17 protein-coding genes are annotated in these 17,984 nt (G+C 71.6%); 4 read left to right on the top strand and 13 right to left on the bottom strand.

All coding sequences use genetic code 11. From position 1 onward, the window contains the following. Position 1 precedes the first annotated feature (1 nt). A complete protein-coding gene (locus Q0283_RS02765; protein ID WP_183530163.1) occupies positions 2 to 1,246 on the bottom strand; it encodes an acyl-CoA dehydrogenase family protein in 1,245 nt (414 codons plus the stop codon). A gap of 86 nt (positions 1,247 to 1,332) precedes the next feature. On the opposite strand from Q0283_RS02765, the gene Q0283_RS02760 reads away from it, so the two are divergent. Then, on the top strand, positions 1,333 to 2,031 hold the full coding sequence (locus Q0283_RS02760) for a TetR/AcrR family transcriptional regulator (protein ID WP_183530164.1): 699 nt from the start codon (positions 1,333 to 1,335) through the stop codon (positions 2,029 to 2,031). A 30-nt stretch (positions 2,032 to 2,061) separates the two neighbouring features. On the opposite strand, the gene Q0283_RS02755 is transcribed toward Q0283_RS02760, so the two are convergent. After that, positions 2,062 to 2,856, bottom strand: a complete 795-nt coding sequence (locus Q0283_RS02755; RefSeq protein WP_183530166.1) for a queuosine precursor transporter — start codon at positions 2,854 to 2,856, stop codon at positions 2,062 to 2,064. A gap of 245 nt (positions 2,857 to 3,101) precedes the next feature. Between Q0283_RS02755 and Q0283_RS02750 the strand changes: the two genes are divergently transcribed. Further along, entirely contained in the window at positions 3,102 to 3,995 is an 894-nt protein-coding gene (locus Q0283_RS02750; RefSeq protein WP_183530168.1) for a hypothetical protein, read from the top strand. A gap of 38 nt (positions 3,996 to 4,033) precedes the next feature. On the opposite strand, the gene Q0283_RS02745 is transcribed toward Q0283_RS02750, so the two are convergent. Continuing rightward, on the bottom strand, positions 4,034 to 4,984 hold the full coding sequence (locus tag Q0283_RS02745; RefSeq protein ID WP_183530170.1) for a DUF6282 family protein: 951 nt from the start codon (positions 4,982 to 4,984) through the stop codon (positions 4,034 to 4,036). A 118-nt stretch (positions 4,985 to 5,102) separates the two neighbouring features. On the opposite strand from Q0283_RS02745, the gene Q0283_RS02740 reads away from it, so the two are divergent. Further along, positions 5,103 to 6,437: an MFS transporter gene (locus Q0283_RS02740; protein ID WP_183530172.1), complete on the top strand. Its 1,335-nt coding sequence runs from the start codon at positions 5,103 to 5,105 to the stop codon at positions 6,435 to 6,437. Between the two features lie 249 nt (positions 6,438 to 6,686). Next, on the top strand, positions 6,687 to 6,941 hold the full coding sequence (locus tag Q0283_RS02735) for a hypothetical protein (protein ID WP_183530174.1): 255 nt from the start codon (positions 6,687 to 6,689) through the stop codon (positions 6,939 to 6,941). A gap of 173 nt (positions 6,942 to 7,114) precedes the next feature. Here the strand turns inward: Q0283_RS02735 and Q0283_RS02730 are convergent, their stop codons facing one another. The 10 genes from Q0283_RS02730 to Q0283_RS02685 form a co-directional block, all read right to left on the bottom strand. Continuing rightward, positions 7,115 to 8,206, bottom strand: a complete 1,092-nt coding sequence (locus Q0283_RS02730; RefSeq protein ID WP_183530176.1) for an ABC transporter ATP-binding protein — start codon at positions 8,204 to 8,206, stop codon at positions 7,115 to 7,117. Beyond that, positions 8,203 to 9,189 (bottom strand): ABC transporter ATP-binding protein, encoded by a 987-nt coding sequence (locus Q0283_RS02725; RefSeq protein WP_221243877.1) that lies wholly within the window; start codon positions 9,187 to 9,189, stop codon positions 8,203 to 8,205. The genes Q0283_RS02730 and Q0283_RS02725 overlap by 4 nt, the downstream gene beginning before the upstream one ends. 83 nt (positions 9,190 to 9,272) lie before the next feature. Beyond that, entirely contained in the window at positions 9,273 to 10,172 is a 900-nt protein-coding gene (locus Q0283_RS02720; protein ID WP_183530180.1) for an ABC transporter permease, read from the bottom strand. Then, positions 10,159 to 11,193 carry an ABC transporter permease gene (locus Q0283_RS02715; RefSeq protein WP_183530182.1) on the bottom strand — a complete coding sequence of 345 codons (1,035 nt, stop codon included), beginning with the start codon at positions 11,191 to 11,193 and terminating at the stop codon, positions 10,159 to 10,161. Before Q0283_RS02715 ends, Q0283_RS02720 begins: the two co-directional genes overlap by 14 nt. Then, complete coding sequence (locus Q0283_RS02710; protein WP_298042715.1) at positions 11,190 to 12,971, bottom strand: ABC transporter substrate-binding protein; 1,782 nt, start codon at positions 12,969 to 12,971, stop codon at positions 11,190 to 11,192. The genes Q0283_RS02715 and Q0283_RS02710 overlap by 4 nt, the downstream gene beginning before the upstream one ends. A 144-nt stretch (positions 12,972 to 13,115) precedes the next feature. Then, positions 13,116 to 14,165: an amidohydrolase family protein gene (locus Q0283_RS02705; RefSeq protein WP_183530186.1), complete on the bottom strand. Its 1,050-nt coding sequence runs from the start codon at positions 14,163 to 14,165 to the stop codon at positions 13,116 to 13,118. 84 nt (positions 14,166 to 14,249) lie between these two features. After that, positions 14,250 to 15,353, bottom strand: a complete 1,104-nt coding sequence (locus Q0283_RS02700; RefSeq protein WP_183530188.1) for a zinc-binding dehydrogenase — start codon at positions 15,351 to 15,353, stop codon at positions 14,250 to 14,252. Between the two features lie 96 nt (positions 15,354 to 15,449). Continuing rightward, complete coding sequence (locus Q0283_RS02695) at positions 15,450 to 16,322, bottom strand: SDR family NAD(P)-dependent oxidoreductase (RefSeq protein ID WP_221243878.1); 873 nt, start codon at positions 16,320 to 16,322, stop codon at positions 15,450 to 15,452. Next, a complete protein-coding gene (locus Q0283_RS02690; protein WP_221243879.1) occupies positions 16,315 to 17,421 on the bottom strand; it encodes a hypothetical protein in 1,107 nt (368 codons plus the stop codon). Before Q0283_RS02690 ends, Q0283_RS02695 begins: the two co-directional genes overlap by 8 nt. Next, positions 17,421 to 17,984 carry a UGSC family (seleno)protein gene (locus Q0283_RS02685; RefSeq protein WP_183530190.1) on the bottom strand — a complete coding sequence of 188 codons (564 nt, stop codon included), beginning with the start codon at positions 17,982 to 17,984 and terminating at the stop codon, positions 17,421 to 17,423. The genes Q0283_RS02690 and Q0283_RS02685 overlap by 1 nt, the downstream gene beginning before the upstream one ends.

Raw genomic sequence — 17,984 nt, 5'->3', positions numbered from 1 at the left:
CTCAGGCGAAGGCGGAGACGCCGGTCAGGTCGCGGCCGATGATCAGGGCCTGGACGGTCTCGGTGCCCTCGTAGGTGTGCAGGGCCTCGATGTCGGCGAAGTGCCGGCCGACCTCGTGGCGGATGAGGATGCCGTTGCCCCCCAGCAGGTCCCGGGCGTCCTGGGCGATGGACCGTGCGGCCCGGGTGGCGGAGTACTTGGCCAGGGACGCCTGGGGCCCGGTGAGGGTGCCGCGGTCCTCCAGCTGCGCGGCCCGCAGCACGAGCAGCTGGACCTGGGTGAGCTGGGAGAGCATCCGGGCCAGGCGCTCCTGGACGATCTGGGAGGCGGCGAGCGGGCGGCCGAACTGCCGGCGCTGCTGCACGTACTGCAGGGCGCCCTCGAAGCAGCCCAGGGCCTGGCCGACGGCGGACCAGGCCACGCCCACGCGGGTGGAGAACAGCACGCGGGAGGTGTCGCGGAAGGAGGTCGCGTCCGGCATCACGTGGTCCTCGGGGACGAACACCCCGTCGAGGGTGATGTCCGCCTGGTGGATGGCGCGCAGGGCGATCTTGCCCTCGATGACACCGGCCCGGTACCCCTCGGACTCCTGCGGGACGATGAAGCCGCGGACCTTCTCGTCCTCGGTGGAGCGGGCCCACACCACGGTGATGCCTCCGCTGGCACCGTTGCCGATCCACTTCTTGTGGCCGTTGAGCAGCCAGCCGCCGGCGGTGGGCGTGGCCGTGGTCTCCAGGCCGACGGCGTCGGAGCCGTGCGTGGGCTCGGTCAGCGCGAAGGAGCCGAGCAGCTCGCCACGGGCCAGGGGCGTCAGGTACCGCTGCTTCTGCTCCTCGGAGCCGCACAGTTCGATGGAACGCATGGCCAGCCCGCCCTGCACGGCCACGACCGTGGCCAGGGAGCCGTCCCCGCGCGAGAGCTCCATGGTGGCCAGGCCCGCGGCCACCCGGGAGACCTCCGGCAGCCCCTCCACCGCCACGCCGTCGCGCAGCAGGTCCATCCGGCCCATCTGCCCGACCAGGTCCAGCGGGTACTGCGCCAGGTCCCACGCCCGGTGCATCTGCTGCAGCACCTGGGGGGTGACGAACTGGCGGGCCCGGCGCCAGAGCGCCAGTTCCTCGTCCGGCAGGTCGGCGAAGACCGCGTAGGCGTCGGTGTCCAGCGCCGCGCTGACGTCGTAGTCGGGCTCCGCGGTGGGAAGCTGCGGGCGATCGGTGGGTGCCGACACGTCGGACTGGGTGGTCATGGGGGCCTCCGGAGACGTTCAGGGTGACGCCCACCACTATCCGATGACACCCAGTCTCATGTCAAGAGACGCGGTATCATGAGCGCATGGACCAGCGCACCGCCCCGCAGACCCTGACCGCCCTGCTGCGCCTGCTGGACGCCCAGGGCTGGGACGGCACCACCGTGGACGAACTGGCCCGCGAGGCCGGGATGAGCCGGGCCACCTTCTTCCGGACGTTCGGCGGCAAGGAGGACGTGGTGTTCGCCGACCACACGGACATGCTCACCCGGCTCGAGGACTTCCTGGCCGGCACCGACCATGACACCGCCTCGGCCCTGCGCGAGGGGTTGCTGCTCGTCTTCCGCCATCACCTGGAGGATGCCGACCGCACCATGGCCCGCCACCGGCTGCTGCGCCAGTCACAGGCCCTGCGCAACCGGGAGCTGCTGACCTCGCACCGCTACGAGGCGGTGTTCCGCCACTGGCTGGCCGACCGCCTGGCGGCCACGGGCGCCCTCGCTGACGAAGCCGACGTCGGGCCCCTCTCGGCGGCACTGGCCGGAGCCTGCGTGGCCCTGCACAACTCCTACCTGCGCCGGTGGCTGCGCGAACGGGACGACACCCTGCGGGAGGAGTTCTCCGCGCAGGCCGGGCAGCTCATCCGCGTGATGCTGCAGGGCTACCGGGAGCCGGCGGCCGCCGCCGAGGCGCCGGCGCAGCGGCCCGTCGCCGTCGTGACGGTGGTCGGGCAGCACGCGGACACCGAGGAGATCGTGGACGCGGTGCGCCGGGCGCTGGGCTGAGGCCGGAGGGCACCCCGGCCCGGGCCGGGGTCAGGCATAGGCCGGCTCGGCCCGCTTGACCCGGCCGATCACCCACATGGTCACCGGGGACAGCACGATCTCGACGACCGACTTGAACACGAAGCCGACCACCACGTAATTGAGGAACGTCGGCACGTCCGTGATGCCGATGACCCCCGCGGCGATCGAGCAGAACACGAGGGTGTCCAGGAACTCGCCGACGAGCGTGGAGGCGGCGATGCGCCCGAACAGCTGCCGCTCCCCCGCCCGGCGCTTCAACCGGACCATGAGCCAGGAGTTCGCCAGCTGGCCGACGAGGAAGCCGAGCAGGGAGGCCAGCACGATCAGGGGCACGGGGGCCAGGGTGCGCACGAGGGCGTCCTGGCCGTCGTACCACTCGGCGCCGGGCAGGGCGATGATCACCCAGTAGCAGCCGGCGGCGAAGACCGAGAGGGCGAAGGTCGTGATGATGGCCCGCCGCGAGGCCCGGAAGCCGTACACCTCGGAGACGACGTCACCGATGATGTAGGCCAGCGGGAACAGGAAGAAGCCGCCGTCCGTGACGATCGGCCCGAAGGTCACGCCCTTGGAGGCCCCGATGTTGGACAGGATCAGCACGGTGGCCATCACGGCGGTGAACACGGCGTACAGGCCGGTGCCGGTGGGGGCGAAGCGGGCCGCGGTTCCCGACGGCGGCGCGTCCCGAGGCCGGTCGGGCGCCGGTGCGCCGCCGGACTGGCCGTCGGACTGGCCGTCGGACTGGCCGTCGGGCCGATCCTCCGGCCAGGCGGCAGGGTGGACAGGATGGTGGTCTGCGGGGGTCATCGATTCCTCTGAGGTGGTGGTTCGCCTGGCGGACGGCCGGCTGTATTAGCACTCACGGTCCTCCGGACACGGCGGTCGGCGGTCTCCACGACCCCGCACTCACCCGCTGCCCCGGGTGGCGTCGGAAGGACGGTCCATTGTTTCACAGCGGCCGGCGCCGACCCCGCGCGGGGGCCAGCCGGAGGCCGCCCCGGCCCCGGGGCGTCGCGGCCGGGACTCGCCTGAGCAACGTCTACGCTCGGATCATGACGACCCCCCGATGGACCGCCCTCACCCCCCTGGTCCGCGAGCGCCGCTTCGGTGTCATCGACCGGCCACGGCTGGCCGAGCACCCGGCCTTCGCGGCCGCCTCGACGGCTGCGGTGGTGGGGTTGAGCCTCATCGACCCGCGCCGCCTGGACGGTGCCGCCCGGGCCGCGTACCGCCTGGCGACCGCCGCCTTCACCGGTGGCTACGTGGCCGCCACCGTGCCGGCGGACCTGCCGGTGGCCACCGAGACGCGCGCCGCCGTCGGGACGGCCGCGGGCGGCCTCGCCCTGGGACTGGCGGACCAGTTCGAGCGGCTCGACGGGCGGATCTCCGACTGGCTGACCCAGCGCGGGGTGAACCGCCCGCGCTGGGTGATGGCCGGGCTGGGTGCGGTGGGCGCACTGGCCGGATACGCCTGGGACCGCGCAGAGGGGAGGCGGTGGCTGTCCGTCCTCGAGGCGGCCGGGGACGCCGAGACCGGGATGGACCTGCGGCCCGTGGCCCCCGAGGTGCGCGCGGTCCTCGAGGCACTGCTGGTCGACGGCGTGCCGGGCGTCGAGGCCCTGCGGCGGCAGCTGGACTCCGTCCGGGAGCAGTGGCAGGGCGAGGGGTTCTCCCCGGACGCCTGGTTCGAGGTGCACGAGGACGCCCCGCGCATCGCCCCGCGGACCCAGGTGTGGCCCGTGGCCGGGCTCGTCCAGTGGGGCGGGGCCTGGTTCGAGGCCCGGCTGCAGGTCCACCAGGGCCGGCTCGAGTCGCTGTCCCTCACCGTCGCCGACGACCAGCGCGGCGGCGAACCCGGCGAGGCGGCCGCCTCCGGACTGCTGGACCGGTGGCCCCGGGTGGAGGAACTGGAGATCGCGGTGGAGACCCCCGACCCGGTCCGCTGAGCCCGCGACGGCCGGCCCCGCAGGATCCGGGGGCGGGATCAGCGCAGGTGGGCGGGCGCGTCGTCCAGCGGCCCGGCGCCGGCCAGGTGCCGGGAGTTGTGGACGGTCATCAGGCGGATCTCCGCCTCGGAGTAGCCGTGCTCCAGCATCAGGTCCGCCACGATGGCCAGGCCGTCCTCGACCGGCGGGTTGAAGGGCTGGCCGAGGTCGGTGGAGATGACGGAATTCTCGATGCCGGCCCCGCGGATGTTGGCGTGCCAGGTGTCCCAGGAGACCTTCCCGGTCAGCGGGGTGGTGAGGCAGCGCTCGAGGAACACGCCCTGGGCGGCCAGCGACTGCTGCGCCTGTAACCCCATCCGCTGGGAGGTGAACTCGGGGTGGGTGATGATGATCCGCTCGACCCCTGCCGCCCGCGCCGCCGGGACGAGGGCGGCCGACTCGTCCTGGTGGAGGTGGCCGGTGGCCAGGACCATGGAGTGCTTGGCCATGACCTGGAGGACCTGGGCGGTCCGGGAGGTCGGCGTGCCGTCGCGGTCGAGGACCTGGACGGCCTCCGCCTTCATCCCGGCGTCCTCGAGGTCCTGCTGGAGCTGCGCCCACATGGGCGGGGTGGCCCCCTCGGGCTCCTCCGCCAGGCAGGAACGCTGGTTGTCCGAGTCCACGGTGGGGAACCAGACGACCCTCGCCCCGCCACGGCCGGCGATCTCGACCGCCACCGGGTTCATGCCACCCACCGAGGCGTTCAGCGTGATCGCGCCCAGGGCCTCCACTTCGGGGACGAGACGGCGCACGTGCTCGGCGCGCTCCGCCGTCGGGACGTAGTGGGACTTGATGACGAACCCCGCCAGGCCCAGGTCCCGGAAGCGCCCGGCCAGGGCGATGTCGTCGATGCGGCGCGTCATGACGTCGGGCGCCACGTGGACGTGGAGGTCGTAGGCGCCCCGGACCAGTTCCCGGGCCCGGGCCGAGGGGACGGGATGCGGGCTCATGGCACCAGCATAGGCAGCGGCCGACTGGATTGCCAGCAAAGTTGTTGACAATAAGAACCCCTATCGGGAGAGTTAATGTGATCCAGTTCATAGCCGACCATTCGGGAGAACGGCACTCATGACCTCCTCACCAGCCACCGCCTCGGGCCCGTCGGCCTCGACCCGCCGGACCCCGACCCCGCACGAACGACGCAAGGTCCTGGGCGCCAGCTTCATCGGCACCGCGATCGAGTGGTACGACTTCTTCATCTACGGCTCCGCCGCCGCCCTGATCTTCGGGCCGCAGTTCTTCCCCTCCGAGGAACCCATCACCGGGACGCTGGCGGCGTTCGCGACCTTCGCCGTGGGTTTCATCGCCCGCCCGATCGGCGGACTGCTGGCCGGCCACTTCGGGGACCGGATCGGTCGGAAGAAGATGCTGCTGATCACCATGCTCGTGATGGGCGGGGCCACCGTGGGGATCGGCCTGCTGCCCAACTACGCCAGCATCGGCGTGTGGGCACCGATCCTGCTGGTCCTGCTGCGCTTCACCCAGGGCCTCGGCGTCGGGGGCGAGTGGGGCGGGGCGGTGCTCATGGCCGTGGAGTACGCACCGCGCAAGCGCCGGGCCCTGTACGGCGCCTTCCCCCAGATGGGCCTGCCGGTGGGCATCATCGTGTCCAACCTGGTCTTCATCGTGGTGACGGCCTCGCTCGCCCCGGAGGCCTTCGCGGCCTGGGGCTGGCGAGTGCCGTTCCTGCTCTCGGCGGTGCTCATCCTCGTGGCGCTGTACCTGCGCTTCAGGGTGGAGGACTCCCCCGTCTTCCAGCAGACCCAGGAGCGCCAGGAGGTCGACCGCTTCCCCCTGGGGCGCCTGTTCCGCGACCACGGTGGCACCACGGTGCTGGCCGGGCTGGCCTCTGCCGCGCCCCCGGCCATCGGCTACATCTACTCCGTGTACATGCTGGCCTACGGGACGAAGGCCCTGGGACTGCCCCAGCCCGCCATGCTGTGGCTGATCGTCGGCGGCGCCGTCATCCACCTCGCCACGGTCCTGCTCGGCGCGGTGCTGGCGGACCGGTTCGCCCAGAAGCCGGTGTTCGTCGCCGGTGCCGTCCTGGTCGTCGTGGGGGCCTTCCCCTTCTTCTGGCTCGTCGACACCGCCCAGCCAGTGCTCATCCTGCTCGGCTTCGCACTGGTGCTGCTGGCCCAGTCCCTGATGGCCGGCCCGCAGGCCGCCCTGATCGCCGAGCTGTTCCCCGCGAACGTGCGGTACTCGGGGGCCTCCACGGCCTACCAGATCGGCTCCATCGTCGGTGGCGGCTTCGCCCCGCTCATCGCCACCAGCCTGTACGCCGCCTTCGGGGCCTCCTGGCCGATCTCGCTGTACATCCTCGTCCTGGGCGTCATCGCCCTGGCGTGCATCCTGCCGCTGAGGACCGGACGGTACGACGCCTCGGCGGAGGCCGCCTGACCGGCGCCCGTACCTCACCCACCAGGGCCCGTCCTCCAGCCGGAGGGCGGGCCCTGTGCCTGCGCCGCCCTTCCGCCGCCCTTCCGCCACCTTCCGCCAGGCGACAGCCGGCGCGGGCCCGGCACGCCGGGCCCGCGGTATCGACGGGACTGCTTCCGGGGAACGGAAAACCCGTGGAGCGGCCCCCGGGCTCCACGGGACAGTAGTGGTCAACCCCGCACACGAACGACCCACCACCCGGAGGAACCGATGACCCACCACCTGGACAACCTGCGCAGGACCCTGGATGCCGATGGCTACGTCCTGACCGTGGACGACAGCAGGGACGACCTGCTGGACGTCCGGATCAGCGCCCGGGACGGCATCTGCAGCGACTGCCTGGTGCCCAAGCACCTCATGGCCACCATGATCGCCGCCGCCACCGGCCGCGCCAGTGAGACGATCCGCATCGCCTACCCGGCGGAGGTGCGCGACGACGGCACGCTCGTGGGCGCGGACGGCTGAGTCCCCGCGCAACACACAGGGCGGCGGTGCGTTGATCGCACCGCCGCCCTGTGGTGTCCGGCCCGCCGGTCGCGGGGGTACGGGTCCGGTCGGCATCCGCGCCCTCGCCCCACGGGGACAAGCACGCGCCCAGGCCCGGAGGAGGGGCCCGGCCGCGCGCCGCTCGCCGTGGTTCAGCCCGTGGCGACGTCGAGGGCCTGCCGGGACAGGGGATGCCCCCGGGTGGGCAGGCCCTGGTCGTCCAGCGGGAAGTGGCAGGACACCTGGTGGCCCGGGCCCATGTCCTCCAGGACCGGCGCGCGCTCCGCACAGACGTCCTGGGCGAACGGGCAGCGGGTCCGGAAACGGCACCCGGAGGGCGGATCCAGCGGGCTGGGCACGTCTCCCTTCAGGGTGACGGGTCTCCTGGCCACCCCGGTGTCCGGGTCCAGGCCGGGGACGGAGTCGAGCAGGGCCTTCGTGTACGGATGCCGAGGGGCCCGGTAGATCTCCTCGGAGGGGCCGATCTCCGCCAACTGCCCCAGGTAGAGCACGCCGACCCGGTCGCTGACCTGCTTGACCGTGGCCAGGTCATGGGCGATGAACAGGTAGGACAGGCCCAGTTCACGGCGGAGGGTCTCGAACAGGTTGATCACCTGCGCCTGGATCAGCACGTCGAGCGAGGAGATCGCCTCGTCACAGATGATGACCGCGGGGTCCAGGGCGATCGCCCGGGCGATCGCCACCCGTTGCGCCTGGCCGCCCGAGAGCTCCATGGGGCGCCGGCGCAGGTAGGTCTCCGGCCGCAGGCCGACGAGCTCCAGCAGCTCCCTGACCCGCTCGCGGCGCTGGCCCGCCGTCAGCCGGGTATGGCTCACCAGCGGCTCGGCGATGACGTCCTCGATGCGCCACCGTGGGTTCAGCGAGCCGAAGGGGTCCTGGTACACCATCTGGAAGTTGGCCCAGACCTTCTTCAGGTCGCGGTGCCTGACGGTGGTCAGGTCCCGTCCCTGGAACATCACCGTGCCGGACTTGGGCCGTTCCACCTGGATGACGGCGCGGGCCAGCGTGCTCTTGCCGGAACCGGTCTCCCCCACGATGCCCAGCGTCTCCCCCGGCATCAGGTCGAAGGACACGTCCGAGACCGCGTGGATCACACCCTCCTTCACGCCGCCCGGGCCCCGGCTCTCGAATTCCTGGACGATGTTGCGGACGGCCAACAGCGGTTCGGCGGAAGAGCCCGCCCGCTCCTCGGCCCGCTCGGTCGTCACCGTGGTGTCGGTCATCGCGTTCCTCCTGGGATCTCGGCCGCCGGGGCGGCGGCCACGGGCACCTCGTGCCCGGTGACGGGATGCCAGCAGGCGTAGGAGTGCTCGGGTTCGTGCATGTCCAGGGGTGGAGCGGTCAGGCAGGTGTCGTCGGCCTTGGCGCACCGCGGCCGGAACGGGCACCCCTGGACCGGGCGGCCGGGGTCCGGCGGGTGACCGCCCACCACCGAGAGCAGCGTGTGGGACGGGTGCGAGATCTGCGGGATCGCCTCGACCAGCGCCCGCGTGTAGGGCATGCGCACGTTCGAGAACAGGGTCTGGGTGGGGGCGCGTTCCACCACCTGACCGGCGTACATCACCATGACCTCGTCCGCATAGCTCGCCGCCAGCCCCAGGTCGTGGCTGATCATGACGACCGCCGTGCCCAGCCGCTCGCGCAGGTCCACCAGCAGGTCCATGATCTGTGCCTGCGTGGTGACGTCCAGGGCCGTGGTCGCCTCGTCGGCGACCAGGACGTCCGGCTCGGAGGCCAGGGCGATGGCGATCACCACCCGCTGGCGCATGCCGCCGGAGAGCTGGTGGGGGAATTGGTGGACGCGCTTCTCCGGAGCGGGCATGCGCACGAGGCGCAGCAGCTCCAGGACCCGCTCCGCGGCCTGCGGGCGGGACACCTGCTGGTGGGTCCGCACGGCCTCGGCGATCTGTGCGCCCACCGACATGGTGGGGTTCAACGACCGGGCCGGGTCCTGGAAGATCATGGAGATGTTCATCCCCCGGACCCGTCGCATCTGCTTGTCGCTCATGCCCACCAGCTGGCGCCCGTCCAGCACCGCCGACCCGCTGACCGCCGCGCTGGGCGGCAGCAGGCCCATCAGGGCCCGGACGGTCACGGACTTCCCGGACCCGGACTCCCCGATGATGGCCAGCATCCGGCCGCGCTGGACGTCGAAGGAGACGCCCTTGACGGCCCGGATGCGCCGGCCGTGGCGGGTGAAGGTCACCCGGAGGTCCTCGACCGACAGGACCGGGCGATCACCCACCCCGCCCCTCGGCGCCGACTGTTCCACTGAGGTTCCCACCACGCTCATCGTCCACTCATCTCATCTCGGATGTTCTCGCCCAGCAGGTTGAAGGACAGCACCGTGGCCAACAGGGCCAGGCTGGGCCACAGGACCAGCAACGGGGTCGCCGACATCGACTGCTGGCCCTCGTAGATCATGTTTCCCCAGCTCGGGTTGGGAGCCGGGATACCCAGCCCCAGGAAGCTCAGCGCACCCTCCGTGACGATGACGATTCCCATCCCGAGCATCGCGAAGTTGAGCATCTGGGGCGTGATGTTCGGGGCGATGTGCCGCAGCAGGATCCGCCAGGCCGGACTGCCGCTGAGCTCCGCGGCCTGGACGAACGGCATGGTCTTGATCCGCAGCGTCGCCGAGCGGGCGACGCGGGCGACGGCCGGGATGCTGAAGGCCGTCAGCGCCAGGATCGTGTTCGGCAGGCTGGGCCCGAGCGCCTGGGCGATCGCGATGGTCAGCACCAGCGAGGGGAAGGCGATGAAGACGTCCAGGACGCGCATGATGACGTTGTCCACCCAGCCACCGGCGTAACCGGACAGTGCTCCGATGCCACCGCCGACCACGAGCCCGATCAGGTTGACGGAGATCGCCACGAGCAGCGAGGACTGCCCGCCGTGCAGCAGGCGTGAGAGCACGTCATTGCCGTTGATGTCCGTGCCGAGCGGGTGGGACGGCGAACCGGGCGGCAGGGCGCTGTTGAGGATGTCTCCGCCCACCGGTGGATGCAGGGGCAGGACCAGGGGGCCGACGAAGCACGCCAGGATCAGCAGTGCGACGAAGCCGAGCGGGATGCCCAGCACCAGCCGTCGGCGGATACCGGCCCAGCGCAGGGACCCGCGTTCGGGGTCCAGGACGTCCGGCGCCGGCACCGCGACGACGGCGGCAGCGGGGGCTTCAGTGACTGCCATAGCGGATCCTCGGGTCGAGTACGGCGTACATCAGGTCAACGAAGAGATTGGCCAGGATGGCCACGGCGGCGAACACGAACACGCACATCTGCACCACGGCGACATCCCGGGACATGGCACCCTCGAGCATCATCATTCCCATGCCGGGCATGGCGAAGATCTGCTCGATGATCACGGTGCCGCCCACCAACGTGCCGATGTTCAGCCCGACGATGGTGAGCAGGCCGAAGGAGGAGTTCCGGAAGGCGTGCAACCACAGCACCAGCCACGGGCCCACGCCCTTCGCGCGGGCCGTGTCGATGTAGTCGGCCGCGTTCATCTGCTCCACGAGGTCCCCGCGCAGGAACCGGGTGTAGAACGCCGCCAGGGGTACCGCCAGGGCCAGGACCGGGAGCAGGACGGAGCGCAGGTTGGGCAGCAGCCCCTCCTCCAGCGGGACGAAGCCGATGGCCGGCAGCATGCGCAGCATGATGGCGAACACGAGGACCAGGAGCATCGCCAGGACGTAGTTCGGCACGGCCAGCATGGTCATCGACACGACCATCACGGTACGGTCGAAGATGCCGCCGGGACGGCGGGCGGCCATCAGGGCCACGGGGATGGCGATGAGCAGGGACACGGCGAACGCCAGGGTCACCAGTTCCAGGGTCACGGGGGCACGGTCGCCGAGCATGTCCACGACCGACTGCCCACTGACGGACGACCGGCCGAGGTCTCCCCGGAAGATGCCGAAGAGCCACCCGAAGTAGCGTTCGACGGGGGACTTGTCGAGTCCCATCCGGCGCCGCACGGCCTCGACCTGTTCCTCCGAGGCGTCCATGCCCGCCTGATTGCGGGCGGGGTCTCCCGGCATCAGTTCCAGGAGCAGGAACACCAGGACGCTGACCGCCAGCAGGAGGGGTATGGCCATGAGCAGCCGCCTGGCCAGCAGGCGGACGAAGGGCGACCCCGCCCCGCTCCGCCCGAACCCGCGATCGGCGTCCGGGCGGCGCGGGGCGTCCAGGACGGAGGCACCGGTCATTGCTCGACCCAGACCCGGTCGTACAGGACCGTGGAGTTGACCGTGAGCGCCGGGATCGGGGTGGTCAGGCCCGGCCCGTGGACTCCCTCACGGACCACCTGGGCCGGGGAGAAGGCGAAACCGAACGGGCCGTACGCCTCATCGGAGATCAGCTTGGCCGCCTCCTGGTAGTACTGGCCACGCTCCTGCTCGTCGACCGTGCCGACGGCCTCGGCGAGCACGTCGTCGAGTTCGGTGGTCAGCCCCTGGTTGAAGGCCTCCGTGGCGTTGGCCGCACCGTCCGGCAGCGGAGTGCCGCTGAACGGTGAGCTGGAGCCGAACCGCACGGAGACGCCGATGCCGGCGGCCGGCTCCCAGGCGCCGGCGGTCTGCAACATGGACTCCCACTCACCACTGGTGAACTTGGTGATCACGTCGCCGAGGGGCTGGGCCTCGATCTCGACGTCGATGCCGGCCTCCGCCCACTGCGTCTGCAGTGCCGTGGTCACCGACCGGGCGGTCACGATGTCCGTGGTCCCCAGGTTGACGGTCAGCCCGCCCAGTTCCTCGACGATCTGCCGTGCCTTCTCCGGGTCATGGGTGCGGTACCCCTCGACCTCGGGCTGGTGGAACAACCCGCCGGAGGCGGTGAAGCTCTGGCTCATGTCACCCTGCCCCTGGAAGAGGCCCTCATTGATGGCCTCGAAGTCGGTGGCGTAGTAGATGGCCTCACGGGCGCGCTTGTCGTCGAAGGGTTCCTGACGGGTGTTCAACTGGATGACGTAGGGGGAGGTCGGTGCGCCCAGGGTGGTCGTCAGGTCCGGGTTGTTCTGGGCCTGGGTGATCAGGGCGACGGCCGAGAGGCCCTCGATCGCATCCCCCTGGCCGGCCTGCAGGGTCTGGTAGGCCACCTGGTCACCGGCCACGGACTGGAAGGTGAGATCGTCCAGGTAGGGCAGCCCCTCCTTGAAGTAGTCCTCGTTCTTCTCCAGCGTCAGCTTCTCGCTCAGGCTGTTCTGGACCACCTTGAACGGCCCGGCCGCGACCGGAGTGCGGCTGAATTCCTCCGCGCCCAACTCCTTGTAGGCCGTGGGCGAGCCGATGAGGTTCATGTTCGTGGACGGCATCGTGTTGACGAACGCACCGTTGGGGTCGGCGAAGTGGATGGTCAGGGTCTGGTCGTCCACGACCTCCAGGGCGCCGAGGCGCTGCTCCACCAGCTTCTTGTCCACGTCGTCCGGCAGGGAGGCGTAGAGGTCGTCCAGGAACTGCTGGTCGAGCTCGGGCGCCTCCCGGGTCATGTCCAGAGCGATGCGTGGGGCGCCCGTGCTGCCGGCGCTGAGGTGCCGGATCCAGTTCCAGAGCACCGCCTGGGCGTCCATCGGGGTGCCGTCCGTGAAGGTGATGCCCTCACGGATCTTGATGGTGACGCTCTTGCCGTCCTCGGCGTACTCGAAGCTCTCGGCCTGGTTCGGCACGATCTGCGCGTCCTTGCCCTCCTCATCCGCCTCGAGGGTGAACAGGCCACCGAAGATCGCGGCGTTCTGCCCCAGGTTCGCACCGACGGTGTTGCTGGTCGCGGGATCCAGCCCGGTGGACCAGCCCCCGCCGAACCCGGCGTCCATGAGGACCGTCAGGTCGCCGCCGGCCTGCGGCTCGGCCTGGGCCGCGTCCGCGGCGTTCTCCGCGGGCTCTCCGGCTGATCCGCACCCGGAGAGGACCAGGCCTGCGGTGAGGGTGATGGCCGCGGCCCCGTAGAGCCGACGACGGGTGCCAGGGCGGCGGGGGTTGCTGTTCATGAGGACTCCCAGGGGAAGACGGTAGGGGTACGAGCGGGTCGTGCACGGGACCGGTCACTTGTGATCCAGGTCACGTCTGGTTGTTCTGTGAGTGTGGCCGAGCGGTTGAGTGGGTCACCACGCGCTTTCCGTCCGGCGAAAGGGCTAGGGAAGGGTGGCCGGTGACGCCGCCACGGCGCCTGCCCGCAGGTCGGGGTCTCCGTCCCTCCCCAGCCACCGGAGGGCGTTGCGGGAGGCGATGGCCTCCCAGTCCTCCACCGGCAGGTCCATCTCCCGCAACGTCCGGGCCACCGGCTCCTCCCGCAGCATCGCCGGGAAGTCCGAGCCGACGAGCAGCCGGTCGGCACCGAGCAGGTCGATGAGGTAGCGGATGGCCCGATGGTCGAAGACCATCGAGTCGTAGTAGAACCGCCGGGCGATCTCGAGCGGCGACGGGCCGTCGTCGTGCATCACCGCCCGCTCCGGGTCCACGGGACCCTCGTTCCAGGCGCCACCCCAGAAGTACTGGGCACGGGGCAGCATCATGGCGAAGCCGCCCGCGGCATGGCTGAACGAGATCCGCAGGTCCGGGCAGGCGGCGGCCGTGCCGCCCAGGGCCATCGAGCCGGCCGCGAACATCCCCTCCACGCCCACCACGTACGTGCCCATGGCCGAGGCGGGCAGCCGGGACATGGGCGACGGCATGGCGTGGACGAACACGCTCAGCCCCAGCCGCTCGGCCTCCCGGAAGAAGTCGAGGAACCGCTCATGGCCGATCGACTCACCCAGGACGTTCGAGGCGATCTCCACGCCCGCCAGGCCCAGGTCCCTGATGGCCCGCAGTTCCGCCGTGGCGGCGTCCGGTGACTGCATCGGCACCATGCCGAGCCCGAACAACCGCCCCGGGTCCACCGAGCACATCCCGGCCGTGAACTCGTTCACGTGGCGCGCCAGCGTCAGGCCGTCCTGGTCCGGGAGGTCGTAGCGCAACAGCGGGGGCATGGGACTGATCACCTCCGCGGTGACGTCCGAGGCATCCTGTTCCTCGAGCCGGCGCTCCGCGGCGAAGAAGGCGTCCCGGGCCCGGAACCGCATCGGTCCGAACTCGAGCATCCGGTCCGTGGACCCGTCCACCGCGTGCATGGACGGGAAGCACGAGGGGGCGTCCTGTGGATAGTCGGCCGGCAGGACGTGGGCGTGTGCGTCGATGATCATGGGGTTCTCCGCGCTTTCCTCGAAGGGTGTGGTTGATGGGGCCGGCCGGTGCCGGCGGTGCCGGTGGCCGGCCGCTGCCGGTGTTCAGCGGTGGGGCTCGACGGTGACGTGGAGGGCAGTGCCGTCCCCGCGCTCGCCCGCGAGGGTCTCGATGGCCTCCGCCACCTGGTCGAGCCCGAAGGTGTGAGTGTGCATCCGGGCCAAGTCGAACCGACCGGACTCGAGCAGGGAGATGGCCTTGGCGTTCGCGGCGGCGTCCACGCCGAAGGCGCCCTGGACGCTGAGTGCCCTGTTGATGATCAGGTCGGTGTTGATCGGCAGCTCCCGGCCCCCCTTGAGCCCGGCGAGCACCACGCGCCCACCGTGCCGGACCACGTTGAGGGCGTCCGTCACCGGCCCGGCCGCCATGGGCGTCAGGTCCAGGGCGACGTCGGCCATCCGCCCCGCGGTGAGGCCGGAGACCACCTCGACCACGTCCTGCGCGTCCGGCCCGTCCACCACGACGGTGTGGTCGGCGCCCAGCTGGCGCGCCACCTCGAGCTTGTGCCGGTCCGCCTCCAGGCCGGTGATCACCACCTGCCGGGCGCCGGCGGCCTTGGCCGCGATGACCGCGGCGATGCCCCGCTGGCCGGCGCCGAGCACCACGAGCGTGTCCCCCATTCCGACACCGCCGAGGTCCACGGCCCAGCGGACGCCGGCCCCCAGGGGGTTGTACATGGCGGCGATGTCGATCGGCAGGGAGTTGTCGATGCGGTGCATCACGGCGTTCGGGTCCAGGTACAGGTGCTCGGCGAAGCCCCCGACGACGGCCGGTGCGTCGTCGATCCCGGTCACCCCGTGCGAGTGCCGCCTGCGGCGGCATGATTGGTACCGGCCGACCAGGCAGTCCGCGCAGGACCGGCAGGGCACGATGACCTCCAGGGCGACGCGGTCGCCCACGGACACGCCCCAGCGTTCGGCGGCCCGCTCCCCCAGCTCCTCGATGATGCCCACCGGTTCATGGCCCGGGACGAAGGGCTGGGAGGTCATGCCCATGTGGCCCCGGTAGATCTCGATGTCGCTGCCGCAGATGCCGTTGGCCTCCACGCGCAGCAGGCCGTCGTCCGGCCCGATGGCGGGGCGGGGGAACTCTCGGATCTCGATCTGCCGGGGGCCGGTCTGCACGGCCGCGCGAATGGTCTCGGCCATGATTCGCCTTTCGGTCGGCAGCGCAACGTGGCCCTGGCCACGTGGCGCTGCAGGGTGGTGGTGGAGGACGGTGCCGGCGCCGGGCCGGCGGAGGGGTCAGCCGGCCACGGAGGTGACCGGGGGCCCGGGGGGCGCATGGCGTGCCGGGCCGCCGTCGACGGCCAGGATCTGGCCGGTGAGCCAGCGGGACTGCTCGCTGAGGAGGAACAGCGCGGCGTGGGCGATGTCCCACGCGCTGCCCTCCTTCTGGAGGGTGGTGGACTGGCGCCTCGGCTCCCGGAAGCGCTCGTCCATGTTGGCGGCGGCGAACGAGCCCCAGATGGCACCGACCTCCACGCAGTTCACGCGGATCCCCTGGGGACCCAGGGTGGTGGCGGCCCCCTCGGTGAGGTTCTCCAGTCCCGCCTTGGCCACGCAGTACGGCATGCCCGGCCCGCGGGCGCGCACGCCCACCGAGGAGATGTTGACGATGGAACTGCCCGCGGGCAGCAGCGGGACGGCGTGGCGCGTGGCCGACCATGCCGAGACCAGGTTGAGGGAGAGCAGTTCCTGGAAGCGGTCCGGGGTGACGTCGAAGATCCCCGCCCGGTCCCCGCTGGCCACGTTGTTCACCAGCCCGTCGAGACCGCCCAGCAGCTCCGCCGCCCGGGTGACCGCCTGACCGCAGGTCTCGTCGGCGGTGACGTCCGCGACGACGGGGACGGCGGTGCCCCCGGCCGTGACGATGCGGTCCACCGTGCGCTGGGCGGCTCCCGCGTCTCGGTCCAGCACCGCCACGGAGCCGCCGTGGGAGGCCACGAGCCGGGCGATGGCGTAGCCCACGCCCGGCAGCCCGCCGTTCTGGCCGGCTCCCGTGATCAGGATCCGGCGCCCCTCCATCCAGCCGCGCTCACCGGGCAGGATGGGGTCCTCGAGCGGGTCCGCGTCCCGGGCGGTGCCCGTCCGCGCCGCCAGTGTGGTCTCAGCCATGGAGTGCCCCCTCGGGGATCGTGCCGTCATGGGTGGTGGCCGCCGCCTCCGGGCCGATCACGGGCACGGGCGTCCCGGACCAGTCCGCGAAGTACCGGACCACCATGGAGATGCCCGCGTTGCGCGAACCGGCCACGGCCACGATCACCCTGTCCGGATCGGCCAGGGTGGGCTGGAACCGCTCCGGGTCCCCGCCCTGCCCCGGGAAGCGCACGCCGTTCTGCCCGGCGTCGTCCTTGCCGACGGCCTGCAGCTGCGCGGTGGTCCGTCCGGAGTGCTCCACGAGCCACCGCGCCACGTCCCGCCGCGAGTACCCCGCCCGAGCCAGCAGCTGGGCGTGCTCGGGGCACAGCACCACACCGGCTCCGGCGTGCTGGAAAATCCAGGCCCCGGACCGCCCGATGGTGTCCGCGAAGTCCGCCAGCAGCTGCTCGGGGTCGGAGGTGTGCCGGTTGTCCACGAACTCGCAGGTCCGCAACAGCGTGGTGGTCACGGCGTCACCGGGCACGCCGAGGTCCTCGGCCAGGGGTGGCCAGGGGCTCTCCTCCTCGTTCTCCGCCACCACGATCGACCACCGGCCCGGCAGGCCCTGCGTCGCCTGCTCGAGCTCATGGGGCCGGATGCCGTAGGCATTGCGGACCGTCAGCCCGATCGCCCGGCCGATCGTCGCGTTCGGGCGGAAGCCCGGGCCGAAGACGCCCCCGGAGTGGTTGATGCCGAGCTCCGTGCGGATCGCTCCGTTGACGATCACCAGCGGTGCCGGTCCGCTGGTGGACTGCCAGCCGCCGCCGCTCGTGGCCCGTTCCTTGGTCAGCGCCCGCCAGGCCGCCAGCACCACCGGGAAGTACTCCGGGCGGCATCCCGCCATCGCGGCGTTGATGGCCAGCAGTTCGACCGTGACGGTGCGGTCCACCTGTTGCAGGTGGCCGATGACCTCGTCGGCGGGCCGGCCGCCGGCGGCCAGGAACCGGTCGACCAGGTCCCTCGTGGCCGGGACCAGCGGCAGCCCGTCCGACCATCCCTGGTCGTAGGCGTACTCGATGGCCGCCTGGGCCATCGTCGCGTCCACGCGCTGGTGGCCGTTCTGTCCGGCGTCCATCACGCCGCCTCCGCCATCGTCAGGCGGCCGACGATCTCGGACACGAGGGTCCGGGCGCGGGCCCGGACCTCGTCCTCGGTGAGCACGGCCATCGGATGCTCGGTCTCCACCCACTCGTAGTCGGCGTCACCCTGCACCTGGGCCATGGCCCGGCCGGTGATGTCGAAGGCGTCCGTGAGCACGACGGCGGCCGGCAGTCCGGCGCGCTCGAAGGCGATGCCGTCGGCCACGGCGGCGGCGCTGCACGACCCGCAGTCTCCGACCCCGGTGATGACCACGTCGCAGTGCTCCCGGTACCGGTCGACGATGCTGCGGTCGACGGGCACCGAGAAGTTCTGCTTGGTCTCCACGATGCTCACCTCCCGCGCGCCGTGTTCCGTGGTCAGCAGGTCACCGACCGCACGCAGGAACAACAGGGCGTTGTGCTTGGTGTTGTCCAGCAGGCCGACCCGCAGGCCGGCCAGGGACGGGGGCCGTCGCGCCCGGTCGGCCACCGGCGGGGCCTGCACCTGGGCAGGGCCCGCCCCGGTGGGATCGAGGATCCCGTGAAGAGTGTGACTCAT

The sequence above is a fragment of the uncultured Citricoccus sp. genome, assembly GCF_937871995.1.
GTDB lineage: Bacteria > Actinomycetota > Actinomycetes > Actinomycetales > Micrococcaceae > Citricoccus.
Note: the sequence above shows the minus strand (reverse complement) of the source record. Positions and strands in the feature narration are given on the sequence as shown.

What these genes read in the sequence shown, in the direction of transcription:
- Q0283_RS02705 (WP_183530186.1), bottom strand. Translation starts at nt 14,165, where the DNA reads ATGATCATCGACGCACACGCCCACGTCCTGCCGGCCGACTATCCACAG.
- Q0283_RS02685 (WP_183530190.1), bottom strand. Translation starts at nt 17,984, where the DNA reads ATGAGTCACACTCTTCACGGGATCCTCGATCCCACCGGGGCGGGCCCT.
- Q0283_RS02765 (WP_183530163.1), bottom strand. Translation starts at nt 1,246, where the DNA reads ATGACCACCCAGTCCGACGTGTCGGCACCCACCGATCGCCCGCAGCTT.
- Q0283_RS02755 (WP_183530166.1), bottom strand. Translation starts at nt 2,856, where the DNA reads ATGACCCCCGCAGACCACCATCCTGTCCACCCTGCCGCCTGGCCGGAG.
- Q0283_RS02690 (WP_221243879.1), bottom strand. Translation starts at nt 17,421, where the DNA reads ATGGACGCCGGACAGAACGGCCACCAGCGCGTGGACGCGACGATGGCC.
- Q0283_RS02700 (WP_183530188.1), bottom strand. Translation starts at nt 15,353, where the DNA reads ATGGCCGAGACCATTCGCGCGGCCGTGCAGACCGGCCCCCGGCAGATC.
- Q0283_RS02695 (WP_221243878.1), bottom strand. Translation starts at nt 16,322, where the DNA reads ATGGCTGAGACCACACTGGCGGCGCGGACGGGCACCGCCCGGGACGCG.
- Q0283_RS02740 (WP_183530172.1), top strand. Translation starts at nt 5,103, where the DNA reads ATGACCTCCTCACCAGCCACCGCCTCGGGCCCGTCGGCCTCGACCCGC.
- Q0283_RS02750 (WP_183530168.1), top strand. Translation starts at nt 3,102, where the DNA reads ATGACGACCCCCCGATGGACCGCCCTCACCCCCCTGGTCCGCGAGCGC.
- Q0283_RS02720 (WP_183530180.1), bottom strand. Translation starts at nt 10,172, where the DNA reads ATGGCAGTCACTGAAGCCCCCGCTGCCGCCGTCGTCGCGGTGCCGGCG.
- Q0283_RS02760 (WP_183530164.1), top strand. Translation starts at nt 1,333, where the DNA reads ATGGACCAGCGCACCGCCCCGCAGACCCTGACCGCCCTGCTGCGCCTG.
- Q0283_RS02730 (WP_183530176.1), bottom strand. Translation starts at nt 8,206, where the DNA reads ATGACCGACACCACGGTGACGACCGAGCGGGCCGAGGAGCGGGCGGGC.
- Q0283_RS02745 (WP_183530170.1), bottom strand. Translation starts at nt 4,984, where the DNA reads ATGAGCCCGCATCCCGTCCCCTCGGCCCGGGCCCGGGAACTGGTCCGG.
- Q0283_RS02735 (WP_183530174.1), top strand. Translation starts at nt 6,687, where the DNA reads ATGACCCACCACCTGGACAACCTGCGCAGGACCCTGGATGCCGATGGC.
- Q0283_RS02710 (WP_298042715.1), bottom strand. Translation starts at nt 12,971, where the DNA reads ATGAACAGCAACCCCCGCCGCCCTGGCACCCGTCGTCGGCTCTACGGG.
- Q0283_RS02715 (WP_183530182.1), bottom strand. Translation starts at nt 11,193, where the DNA reads ATGACCGGTGCCTCCGTCCTGGACGCCCCGCGCCGCCCGGACGCCGAT.